The sequence below is a fragment of the Duganella vulcania genome, assembly GCF_009857655.1.
GTDB lineage: Bacteria > Pseudomonadota > Gammaproteobacteria > Burkholderiales > Burkholderiaceae_D > Rugamonas > Rugamonas vulcania.
The window spans coordinates 117,862-142,472 of sequence record NZ_WWCX01000001.1; the positions used below are offsets into that span (position 1 = coordinate 117,862).

A 24,611-nucleotide genomic window follows, 5' to 3' on the forward strand; every position below is an offset into this window, starting at 1 on the left:
AACCTCCCATGAATCACGACTCATACACCACTGCTGGGGACGCGATCATTCGCGTCGATTCGCGCAACGTGGAATGCCGCATTTAGTCATGAATTTCATCGGCCTATTTGGCTCTAAGCTGTCAGCCCAATGACTGCAACGTAGACGACGCCGGTGCTGGCAGCACAGATTAGCAGTCCCTTAAGCCCGGCTTTGTCAAAGCTCGCGCCGGCCAGGGCAATAAGGCTGGCTACGAAGCCTGCCGAAGCCATCGCAACGATGTGTCTCGCTGTGCCGCCGAGAAAATGCATTAAGACCAGTCCGATTGCGCCGGCCACCGCACCGAAAAACAATGCGGTTTGCACACCAGCGAAGTCGAGAGCGCTCCACTTGAGCCCAAAGATTTTCATAACAATTTTCCCTTCCAACTTGGGCCCCACGCACCCTGGCGTTATGCGTTCAAAAATCTCTTCGCCAATCTGTATAGCATCCTTGCTTAAGGAGCAACGGGTCGGCGAAGGCCAATCAGGGTCGAACCGACCAAGGTGAGAATCGCGGCAAACGCGTTAATGTAGGGGACCGCCACCTGAACCACTTCAACGATAGCCTTGCCTTCGGGCAGATTTTTCCCAAGCATGGGGACGAGTACATACCCAGCAAGTACAACCATGACCAAGCCGACGCCCAGATTCACACAGGCCATGTTCTTGGTCAAACCGAACGCCAGAGTGGCCTGCAGTAGAGCGCCGACCAGCAGCACCGGCAGCAAAGGCACGCCCACAAACATCGCCGCCACCATCGCAAACAAAGTTCCTAACAGCATTTTTCGCTCCTATTGTTGCTGGCGGCCGGCCAGCTGCGGACGCCAGCTTGGCGTGGCTTATTGGGCCTTGCGGCACCGCCACAAGTCGTAGTAATGGCCGTGCTCGACCAACTCGTAACGCTGCGAGAAAATCGCCTCGATGGGCCCAAAAATCAGACGATCGGGCGCGTACAAGTTCTGCGAATGGAAAGGCTTGTCGCCGGCGGGAATCAACCAATTTGGTACCTGGCAGGTGGAGATGGCCTCGATCGTTTTCTCAGGAATCGCAATACCGGAACCTTCCATGTCCCACATCGTCACGTCGTTTATCAGGTAAGCCCCGCCATGGCGCAACACATACAGGGCTGCATTGGTTTGCCTGTGGCTCAAGTCTCCCGCCCCCATCGACAAGGTGCTGGGACTCCCAACGGCCGCAATATAGTGGTCGATCTCGACCAATGCGGCGTCTGGTACTTTGATGGTGCGCTCGCCAAACAACAATACGGACACATGTCGCGCCATGAACAATACGCTGAGCAACAGGAAGGCGGCGAAGACCAATCCCGTGGAACGCTGCACCAGACCGAGCCGCCAGCCGCCGGCCCGCACCAGGACCAACATGAACACAGGCGCAAACGGGACAATGTGGAAATATCCGGAGCCGACCTTGGCCGCCGGGACGCTGAGCACAACGCCACTGGCCACCGCCACCCACAGGCCCCACCAGGGCCGGCGATCATCCTGGCGCCATGCAGCAGACGCCACCGCAGCCCAGATAGCCGGCGCCGCGAGCGTGACAAGCACCACCACGTTCATGACAAGCAGTTCAGGCACCAGGCCGTGCTTGGCTGCGGCCGACAGCCAGTAGACATAGGACCGAAGCGAAATGCCAGGAACAGCGAATGGCAGCAACACCAGTCCGGTGAACACGGCAAACGCGAACCACAGGTCGGCCGCGCGCTGGCGCCGCTCCTGCAGCAACAAGAACAGGAGCGGGATGAAATACAGCACAGCGGTCGCCTTGGCGCCCACAGCGATCGCGGCAAACGCCGCCAGTGCGAGCAAATTTCCGCTACAGGCAGCAGTCGCGCCGAGAACCACCATGGCAAAGCTGATGGCGTCAGCTCGGCCGGTGAAAATTGGCGGCAAGATGAGGCACAAAGCACCCACCCCGTACAGGAGCAAATAGCCACGCAGGTTTGATACCCGCGCCAACACCCACATGGACGCAACGGCCAGCGCCACGCCGAACACGCCAACGGCCCGTACCAAAGCCATCCCACCTCCGAACTTGAAGATGGCGCTGAAGGGAAGGTACATCATGGGGCCATACAGCAGCGAGTAGCGCTGGGCGTTGCCGGCCGCATGGTATAGCGGTTGACCGTGCGCGAACAACCACGCGGCGATCAAGGAGGCACCTTCGGGCTCATACTGGATCGCCTCCGGGTGCAGCACGCTGAGAATCGCCTCGAGGCCCACGACCGCGCCCAGTATCGCAGCACACACCAGGAACACCCGCTGCCCGAGCAACGCGTCTGCGGCCAAAGCGAAGTTCTTGGGTTCGAACCGTCTTGCGTACGACAGCATGGCCATCGAGACCAGAACGGAAATGAGCAAACTAGCGGGCCAGTAGATATTTTGCATTGGAAGCAGTTTCTAGAGGTTGCGTAAATGAAATCGGCTAGCCCAGCGCAGGCATGCTGGCCAGCACAAACACGGAGGCGATCGTGGCCGCCACAAGCCAGCTCGCGCGGTCCTTCAAAGCGAACATGATGGGGTCCTCGAGCATCCGGCCTCGGTGGGCCAGCATCCATGCACGCGAGATCCAGAACAGCAGCGCAGGGCACGCCAGCCAAATATAGTGGGGTGCCGGGTACAACTCCAAGGTGTGGCTATCCTGGATGTAAAGTGCCAACACCAGCACTGCGGCGTAGCCGGAGCTGCCGCCCAGATTGGCGACCACGTCCAGGTCACTGGCGTAGTAGCCCCGCCCGTGCGCCGCAGCGCCCTTCCCGGCGCCCTCGGTTAAGCGCAACAGTTCGCTGTAGCGCTTGATGAAGGCCAGGCTCAGGAACAGGAATACCGAAAAGGCCAGCAACCAGAAGGACAGCGGAACACCGATAGCGGCCGCGCCAGCGATAATCCGGAGGGTATAAAGGGCCGCCAGGGACAGGACGTCGACGATTGGAATGCGCTTCAAGTAGAAGGTGTAGGTCGCGGTCAGGGCGCCATATACAGCGAGCCAACCGACAAATTGGCCACTTAGGAATGTAGCTGACAGGGCCAAAGAAGATGCCGCGAGCAACGGCCAGGCGCACCATCCCAGGAGTAGACGCAAATGGCCGGCAGCGAAGGGGCGCAAGCGTTTGGAAGGATGGCGACGATCCGATACCACGTCCACCAAGTCGTTCAGTAGATAGACGCTCGACGCCGCCAGACAGAAGGCCACCAGCGCCAGCAATGCCTGGGAACAGGCTGCGAAGTCAGCGTAGTGATGCGATGCCATCAACGGCACCATCACCAGCAGGTTCTTCACCCATTGATGTGGGCGCAATGCCCGGGCAAAGGCGGACAGGGGGGAAAACGCGCACGGCTGGAATACTTCCCCAAGGTTGCCGAACTTCCCGACCGCGCTAATTAGCCGGCGCGATCGCGAAACGACGTGCGCAGTGCGGGACGCCTGCCAGACCGCCATGTCAGACCAGCTGTCGCCGACATATTCAAACTGGCCACGGGGAAACCGGGCAGTGATGTGCTCGAGCTTGTTGACCGGCCCAGTGTCGCCGCTGCCGGCCGTCAGTAATAGTTCATGAAAGAAGCCGAGATGGGCAAAGAGGCGCTGCGCGACATTGCGTTCAAATGCAGTGACCAGCACAAGGCGCCGGCCCGCTGCGCGCTTTTCCCTCAACCACTGTATCAACTGCGCGTGATAGGGCAAGGACGCGACATCAATGCAGGTATTACAGGCCAACTGCGACTTCAAGGTGCCGCGGCCGGCGCGCGCCCAGCCGCACAACCGGAACAGCTTCGCTGGGTGGGCTGCGACGAATAGATTGGCCGCTTCGGACAGTAAGTCGGTCTGGATCAGGGTGCGATCCATATCCACCAGGAGTGGCAAGCCATTGACTGCCGATCCAGACAAGTACAAGTCCTCCTCGTCGACCAGCTGGTGCGGAAACGCGAACGCCACACCCCCATCAGCCGCCGCCTGGTCTTGTTCTGTTTCACAGTAATCCATAGAAGCCTCCACTTCAGTCAGACCAATCGAGATCCGGCTCCGGGGAGCAACTCGGCCGTGGGCAGCTCGCAGACACGCCAACAGCACAGCGAGCCGGCAGGCCATCGCACGTTCGACAACAATGCTCACGCCAAAGGTGATCACCAGGGAATGGATTTCCAGCGGCCAGTGTCACTGGCGCCAACAACGGCACCAATTGCGCCTCGCCATGCTTCGCCGCACCATTGGCGCCGCGCCTGACACGCGCGTAGGCAGTAATCGCAAGCGCCGCAGTGGCACTGGCAATGCCCAGGACGGCGTACATCAGCGCCAACATCTTGACCGTGACACCCAACATCGAACCTGCAGCCCAAAGCGACCTCACATGCACCTCCAAAGGGGACGAGGAGCGAATTGGAAGGGATTAGAGCATGGGGCAATACCCGCGTGGACAATGTAGAGCGACCAATATCGCCACCTTAAACAGAAAATGGCGCCCCCTCCCCCCGGCACAATTGGACGAGGCGCGTGGCGGTCATTACAATTGCCCATTTCCAGTCGATCTGGTGGTCGACTTGCCCCTAGATCATCAAGACTTATTTGAAAGGTTCGCGATGGCAAACGATACACCTGCAATAGTCGCCTTCCCCATCCCCAAGGGCTGGATCACGAGCGGCGACTTCGCCTCCGCTGTGGGAATCCTGTCGGGCATGATGAACAACGCGCAAAGCGCCAAGCTGTATGCGGGGAAGGTGCTACTGTCGTTCGACGGTTGGGACAGCGATCCCCGCCCGCTGTGCGAAATCCCGGAAGTCTGCTCCTGGTTTCGCAATCTCGACCGTTCGTTCCCGTATTGGTTCGTGTTCGCCAACCGTACGACCGATACGATCCCCTCATCTACAACCTCGTTCTCTCCCCCGGTACGCGGGTGCCTGACGGTATGGGCGGGTTTGGCGTTAACCATCCGAGGCCACAGATCAACGCGCTGACAAACCGCTACTTCACCGAAATGCACAACCTGGCCAGCCGGCTGGGCATCGAGCCGGCTATCGTGCAAGGCTGGACCAGGGATGTGACGGAATGCCTGCGAGCTAGCATCGACTAAGGCAACGCGAAGAGCTGGCGCCGCTTTTTGACTTCGCGGGCCCACCTGATATCGTCGGACGTCTAGGGCCAATGTAACGACGCCTAAGCGGTTCCGGGACGCGAACCGCTTCAGCGCCCGCCCCCAGTCAACCGCGAGGAGTGTGCATGAGCGAGTTTTTGCCCGTCGTCGTTCAACAAAGTGCTGAGGCGTTCGCAGAGCACGACAACGCACCGGCCGTCTACGACCTGATCGACCAACTCCTGCTTGAACACAAGGCGCGTCGTCAGGACATCGACCAGCTGGCGCACCTTATGAATGGCGGGCTTCGTGACGCCCTGCGCTACTACATCCACGGCAATGCCGGCAACAATGAGCTCCATCGCAGCCTCTACCTGGATAAGCTACTTCGCAGACCACGCGCCCATCTCGCCTTGCAGGAAGAGTCCTGGGACAAGGCACTGGTACAGACGGGCTTGCTGGAATTCCTGCCGCAAGAGCGTCGCGATCAATGGCGCCACACCCTGACCGCCTGGCGCAACAAGGAGGGCCAAGAAGTTCCGTTGCCGCCACCATTCGACGAAGCGACCGTCAGGCCTGTCATTACCTCACTGCTGGAAAACCGGCTGAACTACTTGGCCGAACGCGTCGACGGCGTATTCCGCCGCCTGTCGCGGATCCACGCCTCGACTTGCCCAGAAGGATTCTCCAAGCGCATGATCATGAATCGCGTGTATTCCGAATACGGGTGCGCCGATCACCAGGCAGCTGGCATCGTCAACGACTTACGAGCCGTTGTGGCGAAATTCATGGGGCGCGACGAACCCAAGTGGGAGCAAAGTCTTAACGTGCTTGAGAACGTATGGGACGCGCGGGGGCGATGGGTGGACCTGGACGGCGGAGCCATCTCGGTGCGCGCCTATCAGACCGGCACCCTGCACATTGAGGTACACCCAGCCATGGCCGAACGGCTCAACAAGGTTCTGGCGGCAAAGAACCCACTTACCATCCCCCGGGAATTCAGGGCAGCCAAACGCAAGCAGCAACGCGCGGCCGCCAGGTTGGAGCGGCCGCAAGTGAGCTTTGCCGCCACCAGGGTGCTGCAGTTTGCCACTTTTGACCGCTCGACCTGCCAAGTACGCATCAGCGACATACACCAACCAACGCCCGAGGCGATCGAGAACGCCACCGCCTGCCTGATCAAGCTTGGCGGGCGCGTGGCCCCCGATAATCCCTTCTTGTTCACCTTTGACGTCGACATGTCCGAGGCCATCGCCCAACTGGTGCTCACCGGCTGTTTGCCGCTTCCCCTTGAGTGAGTATTCTCACCACTGCCGCCAGCGATTCTCATAAGTCGCCGCCACCTGTTCTCACTGACCGCCGCCACCCAATCGCATTGAACGCCGCCACCTGATCTCATCACTCACCACAACGGTCGGTGGTTGCCAACGGTCGATCCTGACAAGCGGCTTCCGCCCCAAAGTGGACTGTTCCAAAGGTGAGCGCCAGCCTACGTGGTTGTTTCATCCGCTGCTTTCGTGCCGGCGGCCGGGGGCCCCACATTGAGGTCGGTATCAAGCTTCGCGTCTTTGAACAAACCCTCGATCAGGCTTGCCCAGCGCGTTTCGGCGCGTTCGACTCGAATTCTCTTGCATGCTTCAAGGAAGTGCTGAGGGCCAGAACCGAAGTGCCGCGCGTAAGTGCCACGGTTGGCGTAAATGTCGAGGTTTTTGAGCATGAACACCTTGAGCTGTTGGCCACGGATGCTCAAGATTGTGCGCGTGAAGTCGTCCACGGTCGCCGCCTGCATGACGGCCTCCTCGGAAGAGTTCCACCCGTCACTCTTGGCAAGGTAGAGGCATACGTCCAACAGGGTTCTAGGCTGCTCGACGGAAACGCGCGCCTCTGCGAAAGCTGCCACGATCGAAGGGTGCAATGGGCGTCCCGTCCAGTTATCCAGTACGAATTCTCTGGGATCCGCGCCCGGCGCCGCTGCCATCTCCCGCAGTTGATCGACCCACAAGGACACCATCTGTTCAGCAATCGCCGCCCCTCCCTGCAATTCGACTAGGTAATCGTGCAGTGAGCTGACGCTATAGCAGTCCACATGCGGCACATCCGCGAGCAACACACCCGCTGCCTCCACGATTTTCGCGGGCATTAGTTCAGGATCCCATATCGTGGATTGGAAGAACTCGCGCACGCGTGCCTGTGCTCCGGCGCGTTGCTGCTCCCGACAATAGCGAGCTACGACCGCATCGACTGCCGAACGGTCAATAAGGCCGGCGTTCAGGTAGTCTGACACAAGCTTTTCGTATTCGTCGGTGTACATGATTCCGAGGCGATTAAGCAGGAGCATCCATCGCGCATGTAGCTTGTCTTCATCGTTTGCTTCCTCGCCAAGGCGCTCGCGCTCGCGTCGTGCGATTTGGCGGCCCACATTAGACTCGGAGTCGAGAACGAAGGCCATGGTCGGGCCGTCCTCGATCCCCTTGTAATGGATGGCGGACAGCAGCACCGTGGAAGGGATGACGCGGTCAAGGACGTCATCCGAAAGCGTCAAATGCGCGGCAAGGATTTTATTTGCCGCTCGGATGACCTTGCGAATGATCCTGATGTTGCTGATGCCGCAGGCTTCGACCGCCGGCTTGATCTTTGCTGCGAACGGGCTCTGTGAGAGCTGGATAGCGATGTCGAAGGCCTCGGCCGCTGTCGTATCCAGCCGCAACTCTTCATCAATGACCTTTTCTCTGAATTTCTCCCAGACAGTCCTGTCGGCGAGCTGGTCGGTGTTCAGTATGAGCAGGATCCTGCAGCCGTAGTTCCGTGTGAAGTCGTCGATGAAGCCCAAGACTTCGTCGATTGTAAGTTTCTCATGTTTGCGCTCGATGTCATCGATCACGATGAACTTCTCTCGCACCATGGCAGGGACGGCAAGCAGGGCGAATTCGTCCAGGGCTGTCCCGAGTTTGAAAATGCCCTGTGCACCGTTCTTTATAGCGCTAATCGCGCCCTTAACAGCATCTGCCTGAGGCCCCCTCTTTTTGATCATGGGCACCGCTGATTGGGCAAGCTTCAGCTTCAACTCGGCGATCGTGGCGACGCCAAACAATGAAACGTACAGTGCCCCCTGAATATGGCTATCCGTCGAGGCTTTGCGGAGGCTGTCCCACATATGGCTCTTGCCCGTACCCCATTTTCCGGACAGCGCCATGACCCTGACCTCTTGGTTGGCGATAAGATCTTGTAGAGTCCCTTTTGCTATCAACATGCTCATACGATGGAGTTCAAACGTGCAAATATTCTCTAATGTCACGCTTGCGTGACGACTGTTGGCGCGGGTGACCGCTTTTGGCCGAACTCGGCCGTTGACTAGAGGATAACATCTTGCTCATCTGAAAAATACGCGAAATCTCACAAGCCCGAGGGGCCATAACCGACGAGAACGATTGGTGGCGTTCAGTGCAATTGGGAGGGCGGGTGGCGGCGATCAGTGAGAACAGGTGGCGGCAGCAATGGGAATACTCAATTGAGACGTTAAGCGAGCCGTGTTTCCGCACCGGTAAGCCGGTCGCGCGGCACTGATCATCGACCTCGAAAAAGCGATGTAGCGGCCGATTTGGGCGCCTCTCGCCCCGCACAGCAAACAGGCACAACCTTAGAATGCCCAATCTCTACCAGACTTGCGGCGATACTCTTGAATACTGTTGCAGACCGCGTATCAGAGCACTCGGCGACGGCCCAGCGTATCCAGGAACTGGAGAGCGCGCTGGCCGCAGCGATCACGTACATGCGCCGCTTGCCGCCCCACCCGCAGACCTACCACGCCGCCCAAGCCGCCGAGACGGCGCTGCGAAAGGAACAGGGTGCACTGCATGGACAGCCTTTGAACGTCCAGTGGCAAACGATCGACGGCATCACGCTTATCGAGGGCCGGCTAGACGGCGATCGGCTTGAAATGCTTTCGCCCGTGATGCGCCCGGCCGGCGCCGCCGGCAATGCCAAATGGCAGAAGATGGTTTGCGACGCGCTGGGCCGCGGCTTGGTGATCGACTTCGACGCGGCCAAGCGCACGGGGCGTATTCGGAACCAATTCTTGGCGCCGACGTCACCGCTCGACTGGGGCTACGACCAGCTAGGCAAGTCCCATATGACGCAGAAAGAGGAGTTCCTGCAGGCACTGGAGCGTTTCGCCGACCAGGTCGGCCTCAAGGATCTGCTGCACGTCGGCCTGCCACGCAAACCTTGGTTCTACCTGGATCTACCCGAAGAACCGTACAACCAAGTCTCTGACCCGATCTACCACCAGGCATGGTGGCTGCTGGCCAATTTGAGCGGGGTGATCAACCAACCGGGCCTGGCACCGCAAGAGAGCGTCATTTCGCGCGCGCTGCACACTTCCAACCCGTCTCATCACCGCGGTGCGCTGGAGGCCTACGCCGGGCCGCGCCTGTCATTCACGGATCTGGGACAGCTCTTTCAACTGCCCGTCACACGCCCTGACACAGAAGAAGCAATGCTGCTCGTCAACCTCATTAGCAGCTATCGCCAATTGCCCTAACATCGGCAATACAGATGGCGCCTCCGAGTCCAGCTGGGCCCTAATTCAGAGCTGTCTGGTGCGATGCCTGCACTGCGGCCACGGCGGGTCGGATGATCGCCCGGAGGCGCTGGCCACAACCAAACAGCAGCCCCAATTTGACGGCCACCCAGAACGCCATCATGAAGAAGGCATGGCTTTGCGCAAGTACGTCTTCCAGCGGCAACTCAACCATCCATGCGCGTAACTGGGTTAGAACTTGGTCGTGCTCTGGCCCGACAAGCACGCCGGCGATTGCGGCCCAGGAGAAGACAAAGAGCCACCTCGCCGTCCATACCATCGATGCGCGTACGGCACCGCCAACGAAGGTGAACGCGCGACCAATTGCACCTTCGCCACAGAAATAGGTGCGAATAGCCGCGGCCACCGCACGCAGGGTATCGCGCGCCATCAATTGGCGCTGCTGCTTGGACAGCCGGCGTTTCGGAATCATGGACCAATCCTTTACTTTGAAATTGAGACCTTGGAAGGCAATCGCAACGCAATTAGCCTGAAACAGACGCGATCACGCGAAACTCATGCCCGATCCAGGACGCGCAAGTACGACTGAGTGGGACGCGCTTTCAGTACCCGGGTCAAAACGGAACGGCAGCTTGGCGTTGCAATTGGCGAGCACCGCATCCGCCACAGCAGGGCTGGCGGCGGCCAACTCGGACAGTCCAGCGATGCTCACGACAGGCGCATTGGATGGGTTTTTCATATCAGACACCTTCAAGGGAAGTGGATAATTTTTCAGTTTCGACTGAAGCGAGCCAGTACGCTGGCCAACTCCGACTTCTTTTCTTGTGTCCACGGAAGACGCATGCCAGGGAATGGCGAACCCATCTCAACCTTGCGTGCGGCCCCTACGTCCAACGAAGGCCCGATGGACTGCGAAGCGAGCTGCACCGGGTCCTCCGTGACAACTGCATGACGTGGATTCTTCAAGTTCATCGCTTAGTCCCTTTGCTCCCAATATCCATAGACCTCAACAGAGGCGGATTCCAGACCTCGCCCGAAGAGTAACTATAAGGTGCGTAAATGCCATCCAGAACCTTCTAAAAAGCGCATCGAGGTAACTTTACGCAAATAGGGGCGGCGCGCGAGTCCACCTAAAATTCGAGACAGCCCGCCTTCCCAGCCTCGCTGCGTTCCAGCCCCCGAATACGCGGTAACGCCGCAACGACGCTCCATTCTTGCTACGCGATGACCGGCACGGAGTTGGTTCTATAAGGCCGGCACCTGGCTGTACGCAAACAAGCAACCGGGGCTCTAAGGCACTTTTGGGACACCTTACGACAATTGGCAAAGCATCAATCTCCATATAATGAAACGGCATCACTTACCCCAAACCACCAATGACACTGCGTCCGAGTTCCGACCACCAGGTCGGGGCATACACATTTCGCATCGAGAACGGCCGCCTCGCCGCGTCCGCAAATGGCGCCAAGCTGTGGCAACGCCGGCCCACCTGCATTGCTGTCGTGACAGAGGACGGTGAACGCTTTACGCTCTTGCGGGACGAGCATCCAAAGCTCGTGGACGCCAAGAAAGTCGCGCTCAAAGACCTGTTTCAGCTAGAGAATAGAGCTACACGTCGGTGGGAGTTGTGGGCCTTCCCCGCCATCAGCGCAGCCGCAGCACTTTCGCATACCTACTGGCTGGCGCTGGCCGCGCTCAGCCCCGCTGCGCTCATGACACTATGGCACCGGCGCCAGCAAAGCGTGCTCTTGTTCTCACTCGGTGCAGTAGCCCAAGCTCGCTTTAAAACCATGAAGGAGCAGCTGGCACAGATCAAAAACGCCAGCAGTATCTGGGACATTGGTCCGGCGACCACACAAAAGATACCCGGCCTATACACGCTGACCTGTTTGGAAAAGGCCAAGCATGTGCCTCAGGTAACGCGCGGCCTGCCCTACGCCATCAGCTCGAACCTTGAAGTGCCATGCCTGACACTGGACGGAATGGCCTGGTACTTCACGCCGCACGCGTTACTGGTTGAGGTTCGCGGCAATGTCCAGGAGATCGCCTATAGCAGGCTTCAAACCAGAACGACGCGCGTCAACGTACGCGAGGAAGGGACAGTACCGCCTGGCGCCACCATCACCGGCCGCACCTGGCGTCATATCACGAAAGATGGCAAGCAGCACCCCAGCCAGCGCGACAACCATTCGTATCCGGTGGTGGCCTACGTCCAGACGACCATCTACACGTCCGATGGCTTCCAGGCCAGCTTTCTAACCCTGCGCGCGGGGACCATCGACCCGCTCCTGGCCGCCATCTCCGGCATCGCGCCGGCGGCCTATGCGGGCAACCAAGGCTATTCGCCCCCCATCGATCGCCAACCCGCGCGGGTGCCGGTCTGGCACTCGCCCGCCGAGCCGGCCGGCCAGGCGGACAGAATCGAGCCCCACCTACATGACACCCAAGCGACTTGCCGGCACGATGAAGCACCGGGGGCAAGTCCGCTTGCCGCGCCCGCAGCGCGTAAGCCCAAGGGCGCCAGGTCGCCTATCTACATACCGGCGGGCGAGGAGAATGGTGGCAGATCAGACGTTCCGATCCCGCCGGCGCCCCCGTCAGCGAGCGCAGACGCGCACCAGCGCCAGCGAGCCGGCGCGCCCCAGCCGCATTTCATTGCAGCGCACGCGCGCAGCGGACAAGACAATCCGCCAGCGCCGCTCTGGCCACGCCACGACGCCGCCTCCGGTAGTCCTACGACTGCCGCGTTGCCACCCAATTGTCGTTGGATACGCAAGGGTGAGAGCGTCTCGGCCGGTGGTTTTGAAATCGCCGGTGGGTTGCTGTACATCTGCGTCGGAGGCAGTTTAGGCGATGGACCACTGGACCCAGCGGTCATCGATATCACCGCCGAAGTACACAACCAGGATGTGCCGCTCCAAGATGCGCAAATGGGTTATTGGCCCAGCTACAGCGACATCTCCCCCCGCGCCCGGCGCGGCTACCTGCAATGGCTCGCTGGTGGCCGCAGCGCACCTGATGCCGACATCGGCTTTGCTTTTTTGTACCTCTACGGCCTCGAACGGCGCATCCTTGCCGACAACGGCGCCGACGACCTGGACGAATTCGAACTGGCTGATATCACGGAGCGGATCGCCCAGCTGCTCGGCATCTATGGCGGCCAACCGTCGTTTCGCCATTACGCGGAAGGCCTGCGCCATTACATATCGGCCCTGGCCGTTCAGGGCAAGACTTATCTTGCACCGCCACCGAAACTTAGCCGCGGCACCACCACCACGCCCTTCCCCATCAAGCTTGCCTTGGCGCAGATGGCCGCCGACAGCCATCCCTTGTCGCCACAGTGGGCTCTGGCATGGGCAGCGACGTCCCCGACGATCAAGTTCGGTCGCCACGTGGAGCGCTGCAAACGAGAGTTCGCTGACCTATTCCGGTATCACTTCAACGACACCTACCCGGCCGGCATCGTGCTTAAACCAGGTCGGGCCGCGCTGCAACTGCGGTATGAACCCGCCTCGGCCGCACTGCGCGGCCGCAGCTTCACGCCTGACCTGCAAAACCTGCCCGACGTGTCGCACGCCCCGCACTATATTGACCTGCTCCAGCAGCTGGTCGACCGCTGCACGCAGGCTCTTGTCGCCTACAGCAAAAAGCTGCTGCGGGTGGCCACCCCGGGCGAAAAGGCAGCTGCAGCGTACCTGCTGCCCTTCCCAATCTGGCCGCAGGAACTCAAGCGCCCGGTCGAGCAGCTTCGGCTATCGATCGGTGAACGAACGATGGCGATGACGCAAGAACAACTGATCACGCACTTCCTGCACGGGGAACCGTGCACCAAGGCCGACCTGGCCATCATCGCCGCAGCGGCGGCCGCTGCCGGCATCGCGATGGAGCCGGCGCTGAACACTCTGCGCCATGGCGAAACACCAGCGACGGTACATCTGTACCGCACCGATGGCACCGACCCCGCCCCCATCGGCGACAGCGATTGGCGACACCTGACCTTAGGTCTGGCGGCCAGCCTCGGGCACGTCAAGCACGCTGGAGTTGCTGAAGCTGTGCGTGAGCGTCTGGAGTCATTCGCCCTTCTGCACAGCGACTTGCCAGTCGCCGCGCAACGTCGATTGCGCGCCAGCGGCGCCGCACACTGCGATCAGCCGCCAAGTACCCAGACTCTGGTCAAGAAGATATCAGTACTACCCGGCGAACAGATCAAGGACTGCTTCGGCTATGCTGCGGCCATCGTATCGGCCGCCGGCGACGCGGCGCTGACCGGCAAGCTGCTGCACGCAATGGCCAGTGTCGCTATGACTGACGCAGAAGCGCATGCGCTATTACATGCGGAGCGCTACAACGTGCCTGCCCCCGTCACCCCGATACCGAGCGGACCGGCTATCGGCGGCTCGGCGCCGGCGGCCGCGAACGCCCCCCTCCCCGCCGACGCAGGCGCGCAACAGGGTAACGGCGGCAAGCACGAGCAGCAGCCATCGGGCGCCATCGTACTTGACGCAGATCGCATCGCGGCCATCATCCGCGACACCGCCGCCGTGAACCACTTGCTGGCCGGCGTGTTCCAAGACGATCAGCCGGCCAGCACACAAGCTGCCACGTTCAACCGGGACAGCGTGCAGACCCGGCGCCCATCCATCTGGGGGCTGTCCCCCACCCTGTCATTGCTGCTGAGATACCTCGTCAAGCGGCCGACCTGGTCCCGCTCCGCCTTGGCGCGTCACTGCGCGCGACTGGGCCTCATGGTCGACGGTGCGCTCGAGGCCATCAACGACGCGGCCTTTGATCACTTGGACGCGGCCCTCACCGAGGGCACCGATCCCATCGCCATTGACCCAACCCTTGCCCACCAGGTGCCTGTATGACCGCCATTATCCGAGCCAAAGAACGCGACACCATCATCCAGGCCCTGCGCGCGGGAGTAGTGCCCAAACTAGGACAGCAGCACATTCAAGTCGGTCGCTCGCAGGAACTGGCAGCGCAGATACGGGACATTGAACGCATCGCCGACGGCGGATCGAGCTTTCGCCTCATCGTTGGCGACTATGGCAGCGGCAAGAGCTTTTTCCTGAATCTGGTGCGCGCGATTGCGCTCGAGCGCAAGCTCGTGACAATGCATGCCGACCTCACCCCCACGCGCAGGCTCCATGGCGCCAATGGGCAGGCCCGGTCGCTTTACTGCGAACTGGTCAACAACATGGCCACGCGCACCAAGAACGACGGCGGCGCCCTGCACGGCGTCATCGAAAAATTCATCGCCCAAGCCATTGAAGATGGCAAGGCGGCCGGCAAGGACGCCAGTGCCGCCATCCTCGCAAGGCTCGAGCCTCTGCTCGACATGCCCAATGGCTACGACTTTGCCAGTGTGATCAATGCCTACGGGCGCGGCTTTCAGAACGACGATGGCCAGTTACAGCAGAACGCTCTGCGCTGGCTACGGGGGGAATACGCCACCAAAACCGACGCACGCCAGGCCTTGGGCGTTCGAAATCACATCGACGACAGCGCGCTATACGACCAGCTCAAGCTATTGGCCAGATTCCTGCGCATCGCCGGCTACGGCGGCCTCATGGTCGGGCTCGATGAGGCCGTCAACCTCTACAAGATCGCCAACGCCCAGGCCCGTAACACCAACTACGAGGAGATTCTTCGGCTACTCAACGACTGCCTGCAGGGCTCGGCCGAAGGCCTTGGGTTCATCATCGGGGGCACCACGGAGTTCGTCACCGACACCCGGCGCGGCCTCTACAGCTACCAAGCCCTGCAGTCGCGCCTGGCCGGCAACACGTTTGCAACCGGGGGGCTGATCGATTACACCGGCCCCATGCTCAAGCTGACCAATCTCACCCAGGAGGACTTCTACGTCCTTTTGCGCAACATCCGGCACGTCTACGCCGGCGGGGACAGCAACACCTACCTGGTGCCGGACGATGGCATCGCCGCCTTCATGCAGCATTGCGCTGCGCGCATCGGCGACGCTTACTACAGGACACCGCGCACCACTGTCACAAGCTTTATCAACTTGCTGGCCGTGCTGGAACAAAACCCAGGCGCCAGCTGGCAAACACTCCTCGGGCGCGTCGAAGTGCACAAGGATAGCGGCGCCGAGGCGGAACAACTGGCCGACGGCGACGACGCCCTAGCGCACTTCCAGATGTAAGACCATGGGCAACTTCGAGCTGCTCGACCCACGTATCCAGCGATGGATCTGGGATCAGGGTTGGGAGACACTGCGCGACGCCCAGGACAGGGCCATCCCCGCGCTGATCGGCGCGGACCGCGATGTCGTCATCGCCGCGCGCACTGCCGCCGGCAAGACCGAGGCCGCCTTTCTACCCATCCTGTCGAATTTACTGCGGGATCCGGGCAGCATCACCAACGTAATCTACATCGCGCCGATAAAGGCCCTGATCAACGACCAGTTCAAGCGCATGAACGAACTGTGTGACCGGCTCGATGTCAAGGTGACCCCGTGGCACGGGGATATCGCGTGGTCGAAAAAGGCTGGTTTTGCGAAGCGTCCGGCAGGGGTTGTCTTGATCACGCCGGAGTCGCTCGAAGCCATCTTCGTGAACCGGGGACCATACGTGGCATCCATCTTCGCAGGCACGCGCTACATCGTGGTCGACGAGATGCACGTCTTTCTCGGCACGGAGCGCGGGCGACAACTCCAATCGCTTATGCACCGCATCGAACTGGCTGCCAAACGCAAGGTCGCGCGGGCAGGCCTTTCAGCAACGCTGGGCGACATGGCCATGGCTCAGCAATTTCTGCGCCCAGGCGCCGCTGCCGAGGTCCAGCTGATCGTTTCCAAGGACAGCGGCAACGGCTTGAAGGTCCAGCTCAAAGGCTACCGCATGGGGCCGGCCAACACCCGGGACGAGGCCATCAAAGCTTACCAAGCCTGCGAGGAAGCAATCGCAGAGCATCTCTACAACGCGATGCGCGGCGAGAACAACCTCATTTTCCCCAACAGCCGCGGCAACGTTGAGATATACGCAGACCTGCTGCGCGCGTACTGCGAGCGAGACCAGGTCCCGAACGCCTTTTTCCCCCACCACGGCTCGCTTTCGAAGGAACTACGCGAGGAAGCTGAACGCACACTCAAACGCGGCTCCCAGCCGGCAAGCGCAATATGTACGTCAACCTTAGAGGTGGGCCTGGACATTGGCCCGGTCAAATCCATCGCGCAAATTGGGGCACCACCTTCGGTGGCCAGCCTACGGCAGCGCCTCGGACGATCCGGGCGCCGCAAGGGAATGCCAGCGATCCTGCGTTGCTACGAGATCGAGCGCACCATCGACCAACGCTCCACCCTCTCAGACCGAGTCCGCGCCGGCATGGTGCAAACTATTGCCATGATCAATCTCCTGCTGCAGGGCTGGTGCGAGCCGCCCGATCCACTCGCATTACACGGTTCGACCTTGGTCCAGCAATTGATGTCCGTGATCGCGCAGCGCGGCGGCCAGACGGCTGGACAACTTTGGAGGACACTCGTCGCGAGCGGCCCCTTCTCAACGATCGAGCAGGACGATTTTGTCAGTCTGCTGCGCATGATGGGCGGGCGCGACCTGATCACCCAGGACCAGCAAGGCACACTGCTCCTCGGCGCGCGCGGTGAGCACCTGGTGCAAAAGCACGACTTCTACTGCGCCTTCCAGTGCGACGACGACTACGACATCATTGCCGACAGCAAGGTTCTGGGGAGCGCTCCTGTTGCGGCCGCGCTGTGCGAGGGCCAGGGAATCATCTTCGGCGGGCGCCGCTGGCGCGTCCTCCAGATCAACGAGAAAACGCGGCAGATCCACGTATGCGCCGACCAGCACGGCCAGGCGGCGCAGTTTCCCGGCACAAAAGGCCCGGTACACGACCGCGTCCGCGAGGAAATGTTGCGCATCCTCTCAACGTCCGACGACATCCGCTACCTCGACGCCGAGGCGGCTGAACTGCTACAGGAAGCCCGTACGTTCGCCATCGCTGCGCAACTAACCAGCAGGTCGATCATCGCAGTGCAGGAGCGGTGCCTCATCATGACCTGGAAAGGCGACTGCCTGAACAACGCGCTCCAGGTCATACTTGGCACCGAAGACATCGACGCCGTCAACATGGGATTTTATCTGGACGCAGCCATCACGCAGCAGGAACTCACCGCCATGCTGCCGACGCTGTGCCAGTCCGATATCGGCGACCCCGAAGGCATATTGGCCGGGACCGCAATCCCGGCCGCGGAGAAATATGACTGGGCGGTGCCCGCGTCAATCCTAAGGAAGTCTTATGCCACCAGCAAATTGGACCTCGCGGGCGCTCTCGAATTTCTTGCCACATTGCGCGACAGGCCAGAAGCAGCAGCGCCTACCCAACCGGCTGCGGATACAGCTACTTAAACTGATTGGCGGTGCATTCACCGCCGGCAATCCGAAAAACTGACAGCCGAGTTTTCAAACGCCAAATGCCCTGAATTCCCACCATAACAGGCGCCGAACGATCCAGGCGCCAAAGACCGCTGCCGCCATATAGAAGCCGGACGACGCCAGCAGCCAGGCATTTGTGGTCGGCGCAGTGAACTGATAGCCATTGTATTGGTAAGCCAAATAGGCATGCACGGACAGCATCACGCCCCCAATTGGTACGCTCAATAGTGAACTCTGCCACCACGGCATCTTCAAATTTCCCAATGGCAGGAGGAGCACAACCAGCATCATCAACGAGTTCCGCGCGACATGTTCGCCAAATGCACCTGGTACCCAGCCGCAAACTGGGAACACGACCATGCTAAGTACGAGGCTATAGAGCAACATAGCCTTAACCTTTAGCAATGTAGGCGCGCGCATCGATGACCTTGGCAAGTTGTTCGAATCATCAGTGGTTAGCATTTCCATTCCTTTACTCGATCGCTAGTTAGTCGGCACCGATAACCGCTATCGGCCTGAAAATTGTATTGAAGGGCCATACACCAGCCTCCAGCCAGATAACCTTGGATGGCCACAATACAATGGCCAGCCTTGCGCACCCGATACCGAGACCAGCGCCGCTCGCGAACAATGAGCACCGCGCCCAGCCATCGGATGGGCACTAAACCACACGCAAAATATTCGCCGATGAGCCTTAGCCGCCCAACGTGTTCCTGCGCTGAACGAGACGGATCATGCCGGAGACAATCAGCAAGACCGGGCCGACAACGACGAACCACTGCGCAACGTCCAGGCCCCAAATCGAGGCGCGCGCCAAGGCCTGAACGACGTTCTGGTAAGGCGCATTGTCAGGCTCCGCGAACGGCCAAAGGACCAGGCCACCGACGCACATCCAGAGGCCAGTGAGATAGGACAGCGGCTCGAAGTTGCGGAACAATTCGCGGAGCGATTCATTGACGGCCAAACAGATGCACACGACGGGCATCAGAAAAATCCAAGCGAGAAATTCAAGAAATGCCATGACGAGCGACTCCTAATGACGAGGTGGAAGGAAACTGCAAACTGGGTTGACTGTCAAAACAGGGCCAATTGACCATGACGATGACGCACTGGCGCCGCCGCGGGATTGCGCCCTGGCGCGGGGCTGACAACGACTGCGGAGTGACGACCGACATTGGCGCCAATGTGCTCGTGCACCGCCCGGCACAACGCCGCGTGCATCGGGACATCAATCCCTTGGCCAATCTGCTCGGCACACTGTTCGGCCGCGACGGAAGCGAAGCTAAACGAGGCCGGGATGCCGGAGAGGAAGCGCAGCAACTCCTCGGACGGCAGCAGGTAGCGGCCGTCGGGCATCTCGATGTATACGCTGTCTTTGGACTGCCGAGCCTGACTCTTGACAAGCGTGGGGGAATAGAGCGAGTCTGGCCGGATGACCCGCGCCCGGCCCACGCGGATCCCTTCTTGCAGGGATCGGGTGTGGCTGACGTCGCGGCAGCCTGCCAGATAAGGTTCGATCTCCTGCCACAAGGGCGCGATCCGGGGACTAGCAGGTTCGGGCATTTGGAAACCTGGGTAGACCGAGGCGACGAGGTAGAAGCGGTTGCGGCCGGTCAAGCCACCCATCAGCTTGGCCGGGAGGACCGCCTGGGCAACATGGTAGCCCCAGCGGCGCAGCCGCAATGCCAACATCACGCATTCGGGCGACTGCCCGTATGGCACGACCTGCTCAAGCACAGCCACAGCCGGCATGAGTACTTCGATCCCGCGCAAGAAGTCGTAAGTCAAGTCGCGGGTTGAAGTTGCATCCTCGATCGCCAGGCGGCGCAGGTTCCCACCCTTCATCGTCGAAAAATCGTCGCAGCACAGAGACATGTGCAGCACCGCCAACTGGGGCACGTCAGCCATTTCCCGAACGAGTCTGCTCCAGTCGACTTTGGTCACGTCCTCGTTGAACATATAGCGAGGCGCGTTGTTCGCCAAAAAGGTCAACGCCCCCGATTCGGTCAGGTCACGCTTGTCGCGCGCTTCCTGCGGCCTGTAGTCCAGGCCTGCCACAACGTTAAACCCCGCTGCGCCGAGCGTGTGCGCGTCAATGCCGCTACTCATCGCCACCATTGCCGCAAAGGGGTCGGCCGCTTTGCCGAGATTGCGTCGAATCGAAAAGGTCCGGTTGGCCAGCGGCCGGATCAGAATTTCGCCATGGCGCATGGTGCAGTGGATGCGTTCAGTGCAGCCTGGGATCGCGGCGTCGAGGAGCTGGCTCGAACTCACTTCGATCTGCGCCTCGAATGGATTGTTCTTGCGTTGGTTATACCGGCGCTGGTAGACCTTTTGGCGGCCGGCGGGATCGAACGCCAAGCGCAAGCCTTCAGCGCCGGGCAGCACCTCCACGCTATGTCGCCGCCCCGGTTCAAAGCCCATCAGAGGCAGGAAATTGGTCGACAGCCGAATCTTGCGCTGATCACCGTGCCTCACCAGCGCCAGTTCCTTGGTGATGAGATCCGGAACATGCGCAGAGATGATGACAGACGGTTTCACATGGGGCGCGGTATTGAGCATGAACGTGACCTTTCAATAGCAGATGGGCGCGAAGGCGCATAGGTCAGTCGATGAGTGAGAGCTGGCGTGGATCGATCTTGGAGGACCGAAATGCTTCCAATGCCACCTTCCCCATTGCACTGATCTCGTACGAGTAGGTCTCACCGTTCTTGGACACCAGAACCATGTCCAGCACGCGCAGCTTGCCGATCACCTTTGCCGCAGCGATGGCGGCGCCCTGGGCCTGCATCTCATGATCCGGCCAGAGCTCATAGCCCACCTGGGCCGTTCCGCGGATACACCCTTGGCGATCCAGCAGCGCCAGCAGGTCAGCCTCGATGGCTGTCACGGGCCGGGCCGGCGTCAGGCCAACCAACGGCGTCGGCCTGGCCTTCGGAGCGTCACAGGTGTGGGCAATCAACGACATAGGACCTTTCCTCGATAACGAGACAATTTTATTGATCACGCACCGCAAATCAAATTGCCGAGACGATGCGCGGCGTTACGCTGCCCGCGCCGCCACCGCTTTGTTTGGACCGTTGCTCAAGCGCTGTTTGCTGCGGCGATCACCGAGCATCAAGCGCAGATCGCGAAGTGGGATGTCGCTCTCTTCGTGGATCCGGATCAAGAGCGCGGCACCAACCGGGAGGCGCCGGTGCCTCACCTTGCTTACGATCGGAGGCGCCACCTCCAGGACGCGGCACAGCGCCGCATCGTTTTTCAGGCTCATTTTTTCAAGGAGCAGATCGACGAAACGGTTGGGGTCATACGACAGATCGTGATGGAAATCTTTTGGCATTGCGACTCTCCCTAATCCACAGCTTCAAAAAAACCTACCCTGGCATAACATCGACTGGCCATTCATGCGCAGATCCACCGATTCATCCGGTTCCACAAGCGCGCACCCGTGACGTCGTGGAAGTAGCCAAAATGGCGGATACCTTCTCGCGCCCAGTCCCAGTGAAACAGCGCCAGCAATTCGGTCTCGGTGGGTGCCAACTTGTCGGCCAGAGCAAGGCAAGCACCCCGGGGTGCAAGAAGCCTGTCGTCGTCGGCAAAAACAACCAGCGCAGGCGCTTGATGCAAAACGTTCTCGCGCTGTGCGTCAAGGCTCCGCGGACGCAGCAGCGATCCGGTGAAGCTCCACTGCGCGCACGTACGCACAACTTCTGCCGGCGCGGGTGGGGCTCGCCGAGCGCCGCGCCACGTCAACACGCCGCCGGCGAGCGCATTGGCATACGCATGCGCCCAGCGCCCCAACACGAGCGGCTGCTGGGAGCGGGGCCACAATCGATAGTACGGGTCCGCCGCCGCCACCAGAACGAGTTTTCCGATATGACGGTGGCCGCATAGACCAAACAATGCGCCGCCCAGGCCGTGACCGACACCAACGACGTCGCGCCCAAATTGGTCGCTGATGAGCGTAACCAGGTAGTTCAGATCGCTGGCCCAATCGTGCATCGTGATCACCTTGCGACGCGTTGCCAGGCGCGAGTCCCCGATCCCAGCCGCATCAAAGGTGACCACGACATGGTCAAAGCCCATATGCGCGGCAAACCTGTCATATGCCGCCCGCGGCACGCCCAACTCAGGTGCGACGACCAAGACCTGCTGGTAGTCCCCGGAACGCGGCCGGTAAATCGAATATCCAACGTCGATGCCGAGCCGATTGCGGAAGTACGCGTGACTGACCCTTACTGCGCGACGGCGCCACTCCAGCTGGGCGACAAGCGGGTCGCCGGCAAACGCTGTCTCTGCGCCGCCCTGAGCCTCATTCCCATTCAGGTCAACCTCGCTCATGATTCGCATCGCCTCCGGGTCCACAACATATGGTTCGGCTCCATCGAGTAAAACTTGATGACTGGAAACCCTATCATTCTGGCAATTAAATCACAGGGCGGCGACCTTGGATCGGCATAAGAACGCCATTTACGGCGTCTTTCGCAAATTGCGACTGCAGCTGCCTCCCGGCCCACCCCGCACATGCCGAGCCCACTTTTCGTGATGACTTCGAATCGCACGATGCGGCCGCTGCCAATTGGGCGGGGCGCACTGGCCAACGCTTAACGTGGCCTGATCAGCTCTCCCAGCAATTGGAACTGACAACACCGAACCAGTAGACTTTTCCGTACAACCAACCCCACCGATCCACATACAAGGCCTACAACACCGCCATGCTCGACACCATCAATCTCCCGCTCTTTGTGGACCTAGACGCCCAACAGGCCAGACTGGACGCTGTCGAGCAGCTGCACCAAGCCACGAACTTCTACACCGTCACCCCAGTGGTCGACGATCTCCTCAACCGGCTGAGGTGGCCCGAATGCGGTGGCCGGCTGCTCGATCCGGCCGCGGGGAATGGCCAATTTCTCGTGCGGGCAGTCGAAAAGCTGCTGGAGAGTGGCGATGTCACGGACGAGGACCTACTGGCCAGAGTGGAGGGCTGGGAAATTCACGAGCAGGCCTGTCAACAAGCCCGCGCCCGCGTGTCGGCAACACTTCAACGCCATGGGCGCTCACATGAAACGGCGCACGTCATGGCCACCACGATCGTGAAGAACCAGGACTTCCTGACGCAGGCGGAGCTGTCTGGCGCGGTCACGACTGTAGCTAGCAATCCTCCATATCTGCGCCGCGACAAGATCCCCCAGTTGCTGCGCGACGAATACGACGCTCTCCTGCCCAGCTACGCGGTGCAAGATCTCCTGCATAGCTTCCTTCTGAAAAGCTCAAAGGCGATCACCCGTGAAGGTCAAATTGGCATTGTCGGCGCCGACCGGTGGCTGTACGCCCAGGGCGCGGCAATCCTGCGCGAAACGCTTGGAAGCCAACTGCGCATTCGCCACATGGCCAAACTCGATTGCAAGTCCTCCTTCTTCCGGCCCAAGTCCCGCCGGGCCGGCACACTGCCTCGCGTCCATCCGGTCGCCATTGTGCTGGGCGGCGGCAGCGGCCAAGAACTGACCAAGAAACCCATTTATCCATCGGCGACAACCACGGACTACGGGCGCTATCCAAAGCTGCGCGATCTGGCGACTGTGCGACTTGGTTCATGGCTGGGTCCGGACGAAGTTTTTCTGGTTACCGCAGAACAGGCGCGCGCGAGCGGCCTACCCGATGACGTCCTGGTGCCGGTGGCCGGCGCCAAGGATATCGTTGACGATACCTTGCAGGCGCCCACTCGCTATGCAATCCGCACTACGCCGGCGACGCTCCCGAGCGAGCAAGTCATAAAACACTTGAACGCGAATATGCATCTGATGCCGCCAAGTGCTTTGCGCAAACGCCGCAACACTCCGTGGGTGCCGCCGGAGGCGTTTCACAACACGCCCCTGGATCAACCGACACTGCTGGTGCGGCGCATTAGCCGGACGCCCCAGGCCATCCGCTTGCCGGCAGGCGTGCTAGCCATCGACCACCACTTGAGCATCACGCCCAACGACCCGGCGATGTTCAGCGCCATCGAGCGCGCGCTCATGGCCCCCATCGCACAGCAGTGGATGCAAGAACGTGCGCGCCCCCTGGAGGAGGACTGGTTCGAGCTAACCGCTACCGTCCTGCGCGACATGCCCATCGACTTGAACGCCATCTGATCACGCCGCATACACCAAAGGAATTAGCCCAATGACCATGCAAGCCTCCCAGCGCCAGCTGGACCTGTTTCACCACGTGGCAGCAGCGTACACCCAGCCCTCGGACGGGAGATTAACCAATGAGGAGATGTACCGCATCGCTGCCGGGCGCGCGGGCATTAGCAAAGCTGACCTCAATGCCACCTCCCCGGTCGGGCACGCGGCAGTGCAGCGCAGCACCATCAAGCGCGCGATGCGGTGGCGTCAGCGCGACCTGGCCGACCTTGGCCTGATCCAACGCGTCGCGGACCAGCGCGGCGTCTGGGAGCTTACTGAAGGCGGGCGCCAAAAACTGCGCAAGATCCAGGATGGTGTGAGTGTTCTGGGCTTTAGCACGAAGCTGGGTGTCGCTATCTGGTCGAACTGCAAGCCCGTCTTCGA

At 60.6% G+C, this 24,611-nt stretch carries 20 protein-coding genes and 1 pseudogene; 8 read left to right on the top strand and 13 right to left on the bottom strand.

Features of this window, described 5'->3' with window-relative positions; genetic code table 11:
- Window positions 1–113: 113 nt before the first annotated feature.
- The 4 genes from GTP90_RS00505 to GTP90_RS00520 all read right to left on the bottom strand — a co-directional run bounded on the left by GTP90_RS00505 (window position 114) and on the right by GTP90_RS00520 (window position 4,163).
- Window positions 114–389, bottom strand: a complete 276-nt coding sequence (locus GTP90_RS00505) for a hypothetical protein (RefSeq protein WP_161081608.1) — start codon at window positions 387–389, stop codon at window positions 114–116.
- 86 nt (window positions 390–475) lie between these two features.
- On the bottom strand, window positions 476–802 hold the full coding sequence (locus GTP90_RS00510; RefSeq protein WP_161081609.1) for a hypothetical protein: 327 nt from the start codon (window positions 800–802) through the stop codon (window positions 476–478).
- Between the two features lie 57 nt (window positions 803–859).
- On the bottom strand, window positions 860–2,425 hold the full coding sequence (locus tag GTP90_RS00515; protein WP_161081610.1) for a hypothetical protein: 1,566 nt from the start codon (window positions 2,423–2,425) through the stop codon (window positions 860–862).
- A gap of 37 nt (window positions 2,426–2,462) precedes the next feature.
- Window positions 2,463–4,163, bottom strand: a complete 1,701-nt coding sequence (locus GTP90_RS00520; protein WP_161081611.1) for a UbiA family prenyltransferase — start codon at window positions 4,161–4,163, stop codon at window positions 2,463–2,465.
- Window positions 4,164–4,429: 266 nt separating this feature from the next.
- Here GTP90_RS00520 and GTP90_RS00525 point away from each other — a divergent pair, with 266 nt between their 5' ends.
- Window positions 4,430–4,987, top strand: coding sequence for a hypothetical protein (locus GTP90_RS00525; RefSeq protein ID WP_161081612.1), 558 nt, complete (start codon window positions 4,430–4,432; stop codon window positions 4,985–4,987).
- Between the two features lie 262 nt (window positions 4,988–5,249).
- The gene (locus GTP90_RS00530) at window positions 5,250–6,401 is read left to right on the top strand and encodes a DUF4942 domain-containing protein (RefSeq protein WP_161081613.1); all 1,152 of its coding nucleotides are present in this window, start codon (window positions 5,250–5,252) and stop codon (window positions 6,399–6,401) included.
- Between the two features lie 191 nt (window positions 6,402–6,592).
- Here the strand turns inward: GTP90_RS00530 and GTP90_RS00535 are convergent, their stop codons facing one another.
- The gene (locus GTP90_RS00535; RefSeq protein WP_161081614.1) at window positions 6,593–8,359 is read right to left on the bottom strand and encodes a P-loop NTPase fold protein; all 1,767 of its coding nucleotides are present in this window, start codon (window positions 8,357–8,359) and stop codon (window positions 6,593–6,595) included.
- Window positions 8,360–8,779: 420 nt separating this feature from the next.
- Here GTP90_RS00535 and GTP90_RS00540 point away from each other — a divergent pair, with 420 nt between their 5' ends.
- The gene (locus GTP90_RS00540) at window positions 8,780–9,643 is read left to right on the top strand and encodes a hypothetical protein (protein WP_161081615.1); all 864 of its coding nucleotides are present in this window, start codon (window positions 8,780–8,782) and stop codon (window positions 9,641–9,643) included.
- A gap of 40 nt (window positions 9,644–9,683) precedes the next feature.
- Here GTP90_RS00540 and GTP90_RS00545 read toward each other — a convergent pair whose 3' ends face one another.
- Together GTP90_RS00545 and GTP90_RS00550 are read right to left on the bottom strand one after the other, a co-directional pair.
- Window positions 9,684–10,115: a hypothetical protein gene (locus GTP90_RS00545; RefSeq protein WP_161081616.1), complete on the bottom strand. Its 432-nt coding sequence runs from the start codon at window positions 10,113–10,115 to the stop codon at window positions 9,684–9,686.
- 72 nt (window positions 10,116–10,187) lie between these two features.
- Window positions 10,188–10,382 carry a hypothetical protein gene (locus GTP90_RS00550; protein ID WP_161081617.1) on the bottom strand — a complete coding sequence of 65 codons (195 nt, stop codon included), beginning with the start codon at window positions 10,380–10,382 and terminating at the stop codon, window positions 10,188–10,190.
- Between the two features lie 637 nt (window positions 10,383–11,019).
- Between GTP90_RS00550 and GTP90_RS00555 the strand changes: the two genes are divergently transcribed.
- The 3 genes from GTP90_RS00555 to GTP90_RS00565 are packed head-to-tail and all read left to right on the top strand — an operon-like array spanning window position 11,020 to window position 18,030.
- The gene (locus GTP90_RS00555; RefSeq protein ID WP_161081618.1) at window positions 11,020–14,511 is read left to right on the top strand and encodes a TerB N-terminal domain-containing protein; all 3,492 of its coding nucleotides are present in this window, start codon (window positions 11,020–11,022) and stop codon (window positions 14,509–14,511) included.
- Entirely contained in the window at window positions 14,508–15,806 is a 1,299-nt protein-coding gene (locus GTP90_RS00560; protein WP_161081619.1) for an ATP-binding protein, read from the top strand. Before GTP90_RS00555 ends, GTP90_RS00560 begins: the two co-directional genes overlap by 4 nt.
- 4 nt (window positions 15,807–15,810) lie before the next feature.
- Window positions 15,811–18,030 carry a DEAD/DEAH box helicase gene (locus GTP90_RS00565; protein WP_161081620.1) on the top strand — a complete coding sequence of 740 codons (2,220 nt, stop codon included), beginning with the start codon at window positions 15,811–15,813 and terminating at the stop codon, window positions 18,028–18,030.
- Between the two features lie 54 nt (window positions 18,031–18,084).
- Here GTP90_RS00565 and GTP90_RS00570 read toward each other — a convergent pair whose 3' ends face one another.
- The 6 genes from GTP90_RS00570 to GTP90_RS00595 form a co-directional block, all read right to left on the bottom strand.
- Window positions 18,085–18,519, bottom strand: a complete 435-nt coding sequence (locus GTP90_RS00570; protein WP_161081621.1) for a hypothetical protein — start codon at window positions 18,517–18,519, stop codon at window positions 18,085–18,087.
- Window positions 18,520–18,751: 232 nt separating this feature from the next.
- Entirely contained in the window at window positions 18,752–19,078 is a 327-nt protein-coding gene (locus GTP90_RS00575) for a hypothetical protein (protein ID WP_161081622.1), read from the bottom strand.
- Between the two features lie 53 nt (window positions 19,079–19,131).
- Window positions 19,132–20,619 carry a DNA cytosine methyltransferase gene (locus GTP90_RS00580; RefSeq protein WP_161081623.1) on the bottom strand — a complete coding sequence of 496 codons (1,488 nt, stop codon included), beginning with the start codon at window positions 20,617–20,619 and terminating at the stop codon, window positions 19,132–19,134.
- A gap of 43 nt (window positions 20,620–20,662) precedes the next feature.
- Complete coding sequence (locus tag GTP90_RS00585) at window positions 20,663–21,025, bottom strand: hypothetical protein (RefSeq protein ID WP_161081624.1); 363 nt, start codon at window positions 21,023–21,025, stop codon at window positions 20,663–20,665.
- 75 nt (window positions 21,026–21,100) lie between these two features.
- Complete coding sequence (locus GTP90_RS00590; RefSeq protein ID WP_161081625.1) at window positions 21,101–21,397, bottom strand: hypothetical protein; 297 nt, start codon at window positions 21,395–21,397, stop codon at window positions 21,101–21,103.
- 62 nt (window positions 21,398–21,459) lie between these two features.
- A complete protein-coding gene (locus GTP90_RS00595; RefSeq protein ID WP_161081626.1) occupies window positions 21,460–22,398 on the bottom strand; it encodes an alpha/beta fold hydrolase in 939 nt (312 codons plus the stop codon).
- Window positions 22,399–22,772: 374 nt separating this feature from the next.
- Here GTP90_RS00595 and GTP90_RS00600 point away from each other — a divergent pair, with 374 nt between their 5' ends.
- The gene (locus GTP90_RS00600; RefSeq protein ID WP_161081627.1) at window positions 22,773–24,191 is read left to right on the top strand and encodes an N-6 DNA methylase; all 1,419 of its coding nucleotides are present in this window, start codon (window positions 22,773–22,775) and stop codon (window positions 24,189–24,191) included.
- A 127-nt stretch (window positions 24,192–24,318) separates the two neighbouring features.
- Window positions 24,319–24,468 (top strand): annotated as a pseudogene (locus GTP90_RS37535) (site-specific DNA-methyltransferase); the annotation flags it as partial.
- Between the last annotated feature and the right edge of the window lie 143 nt (window positions 24,469–24,611).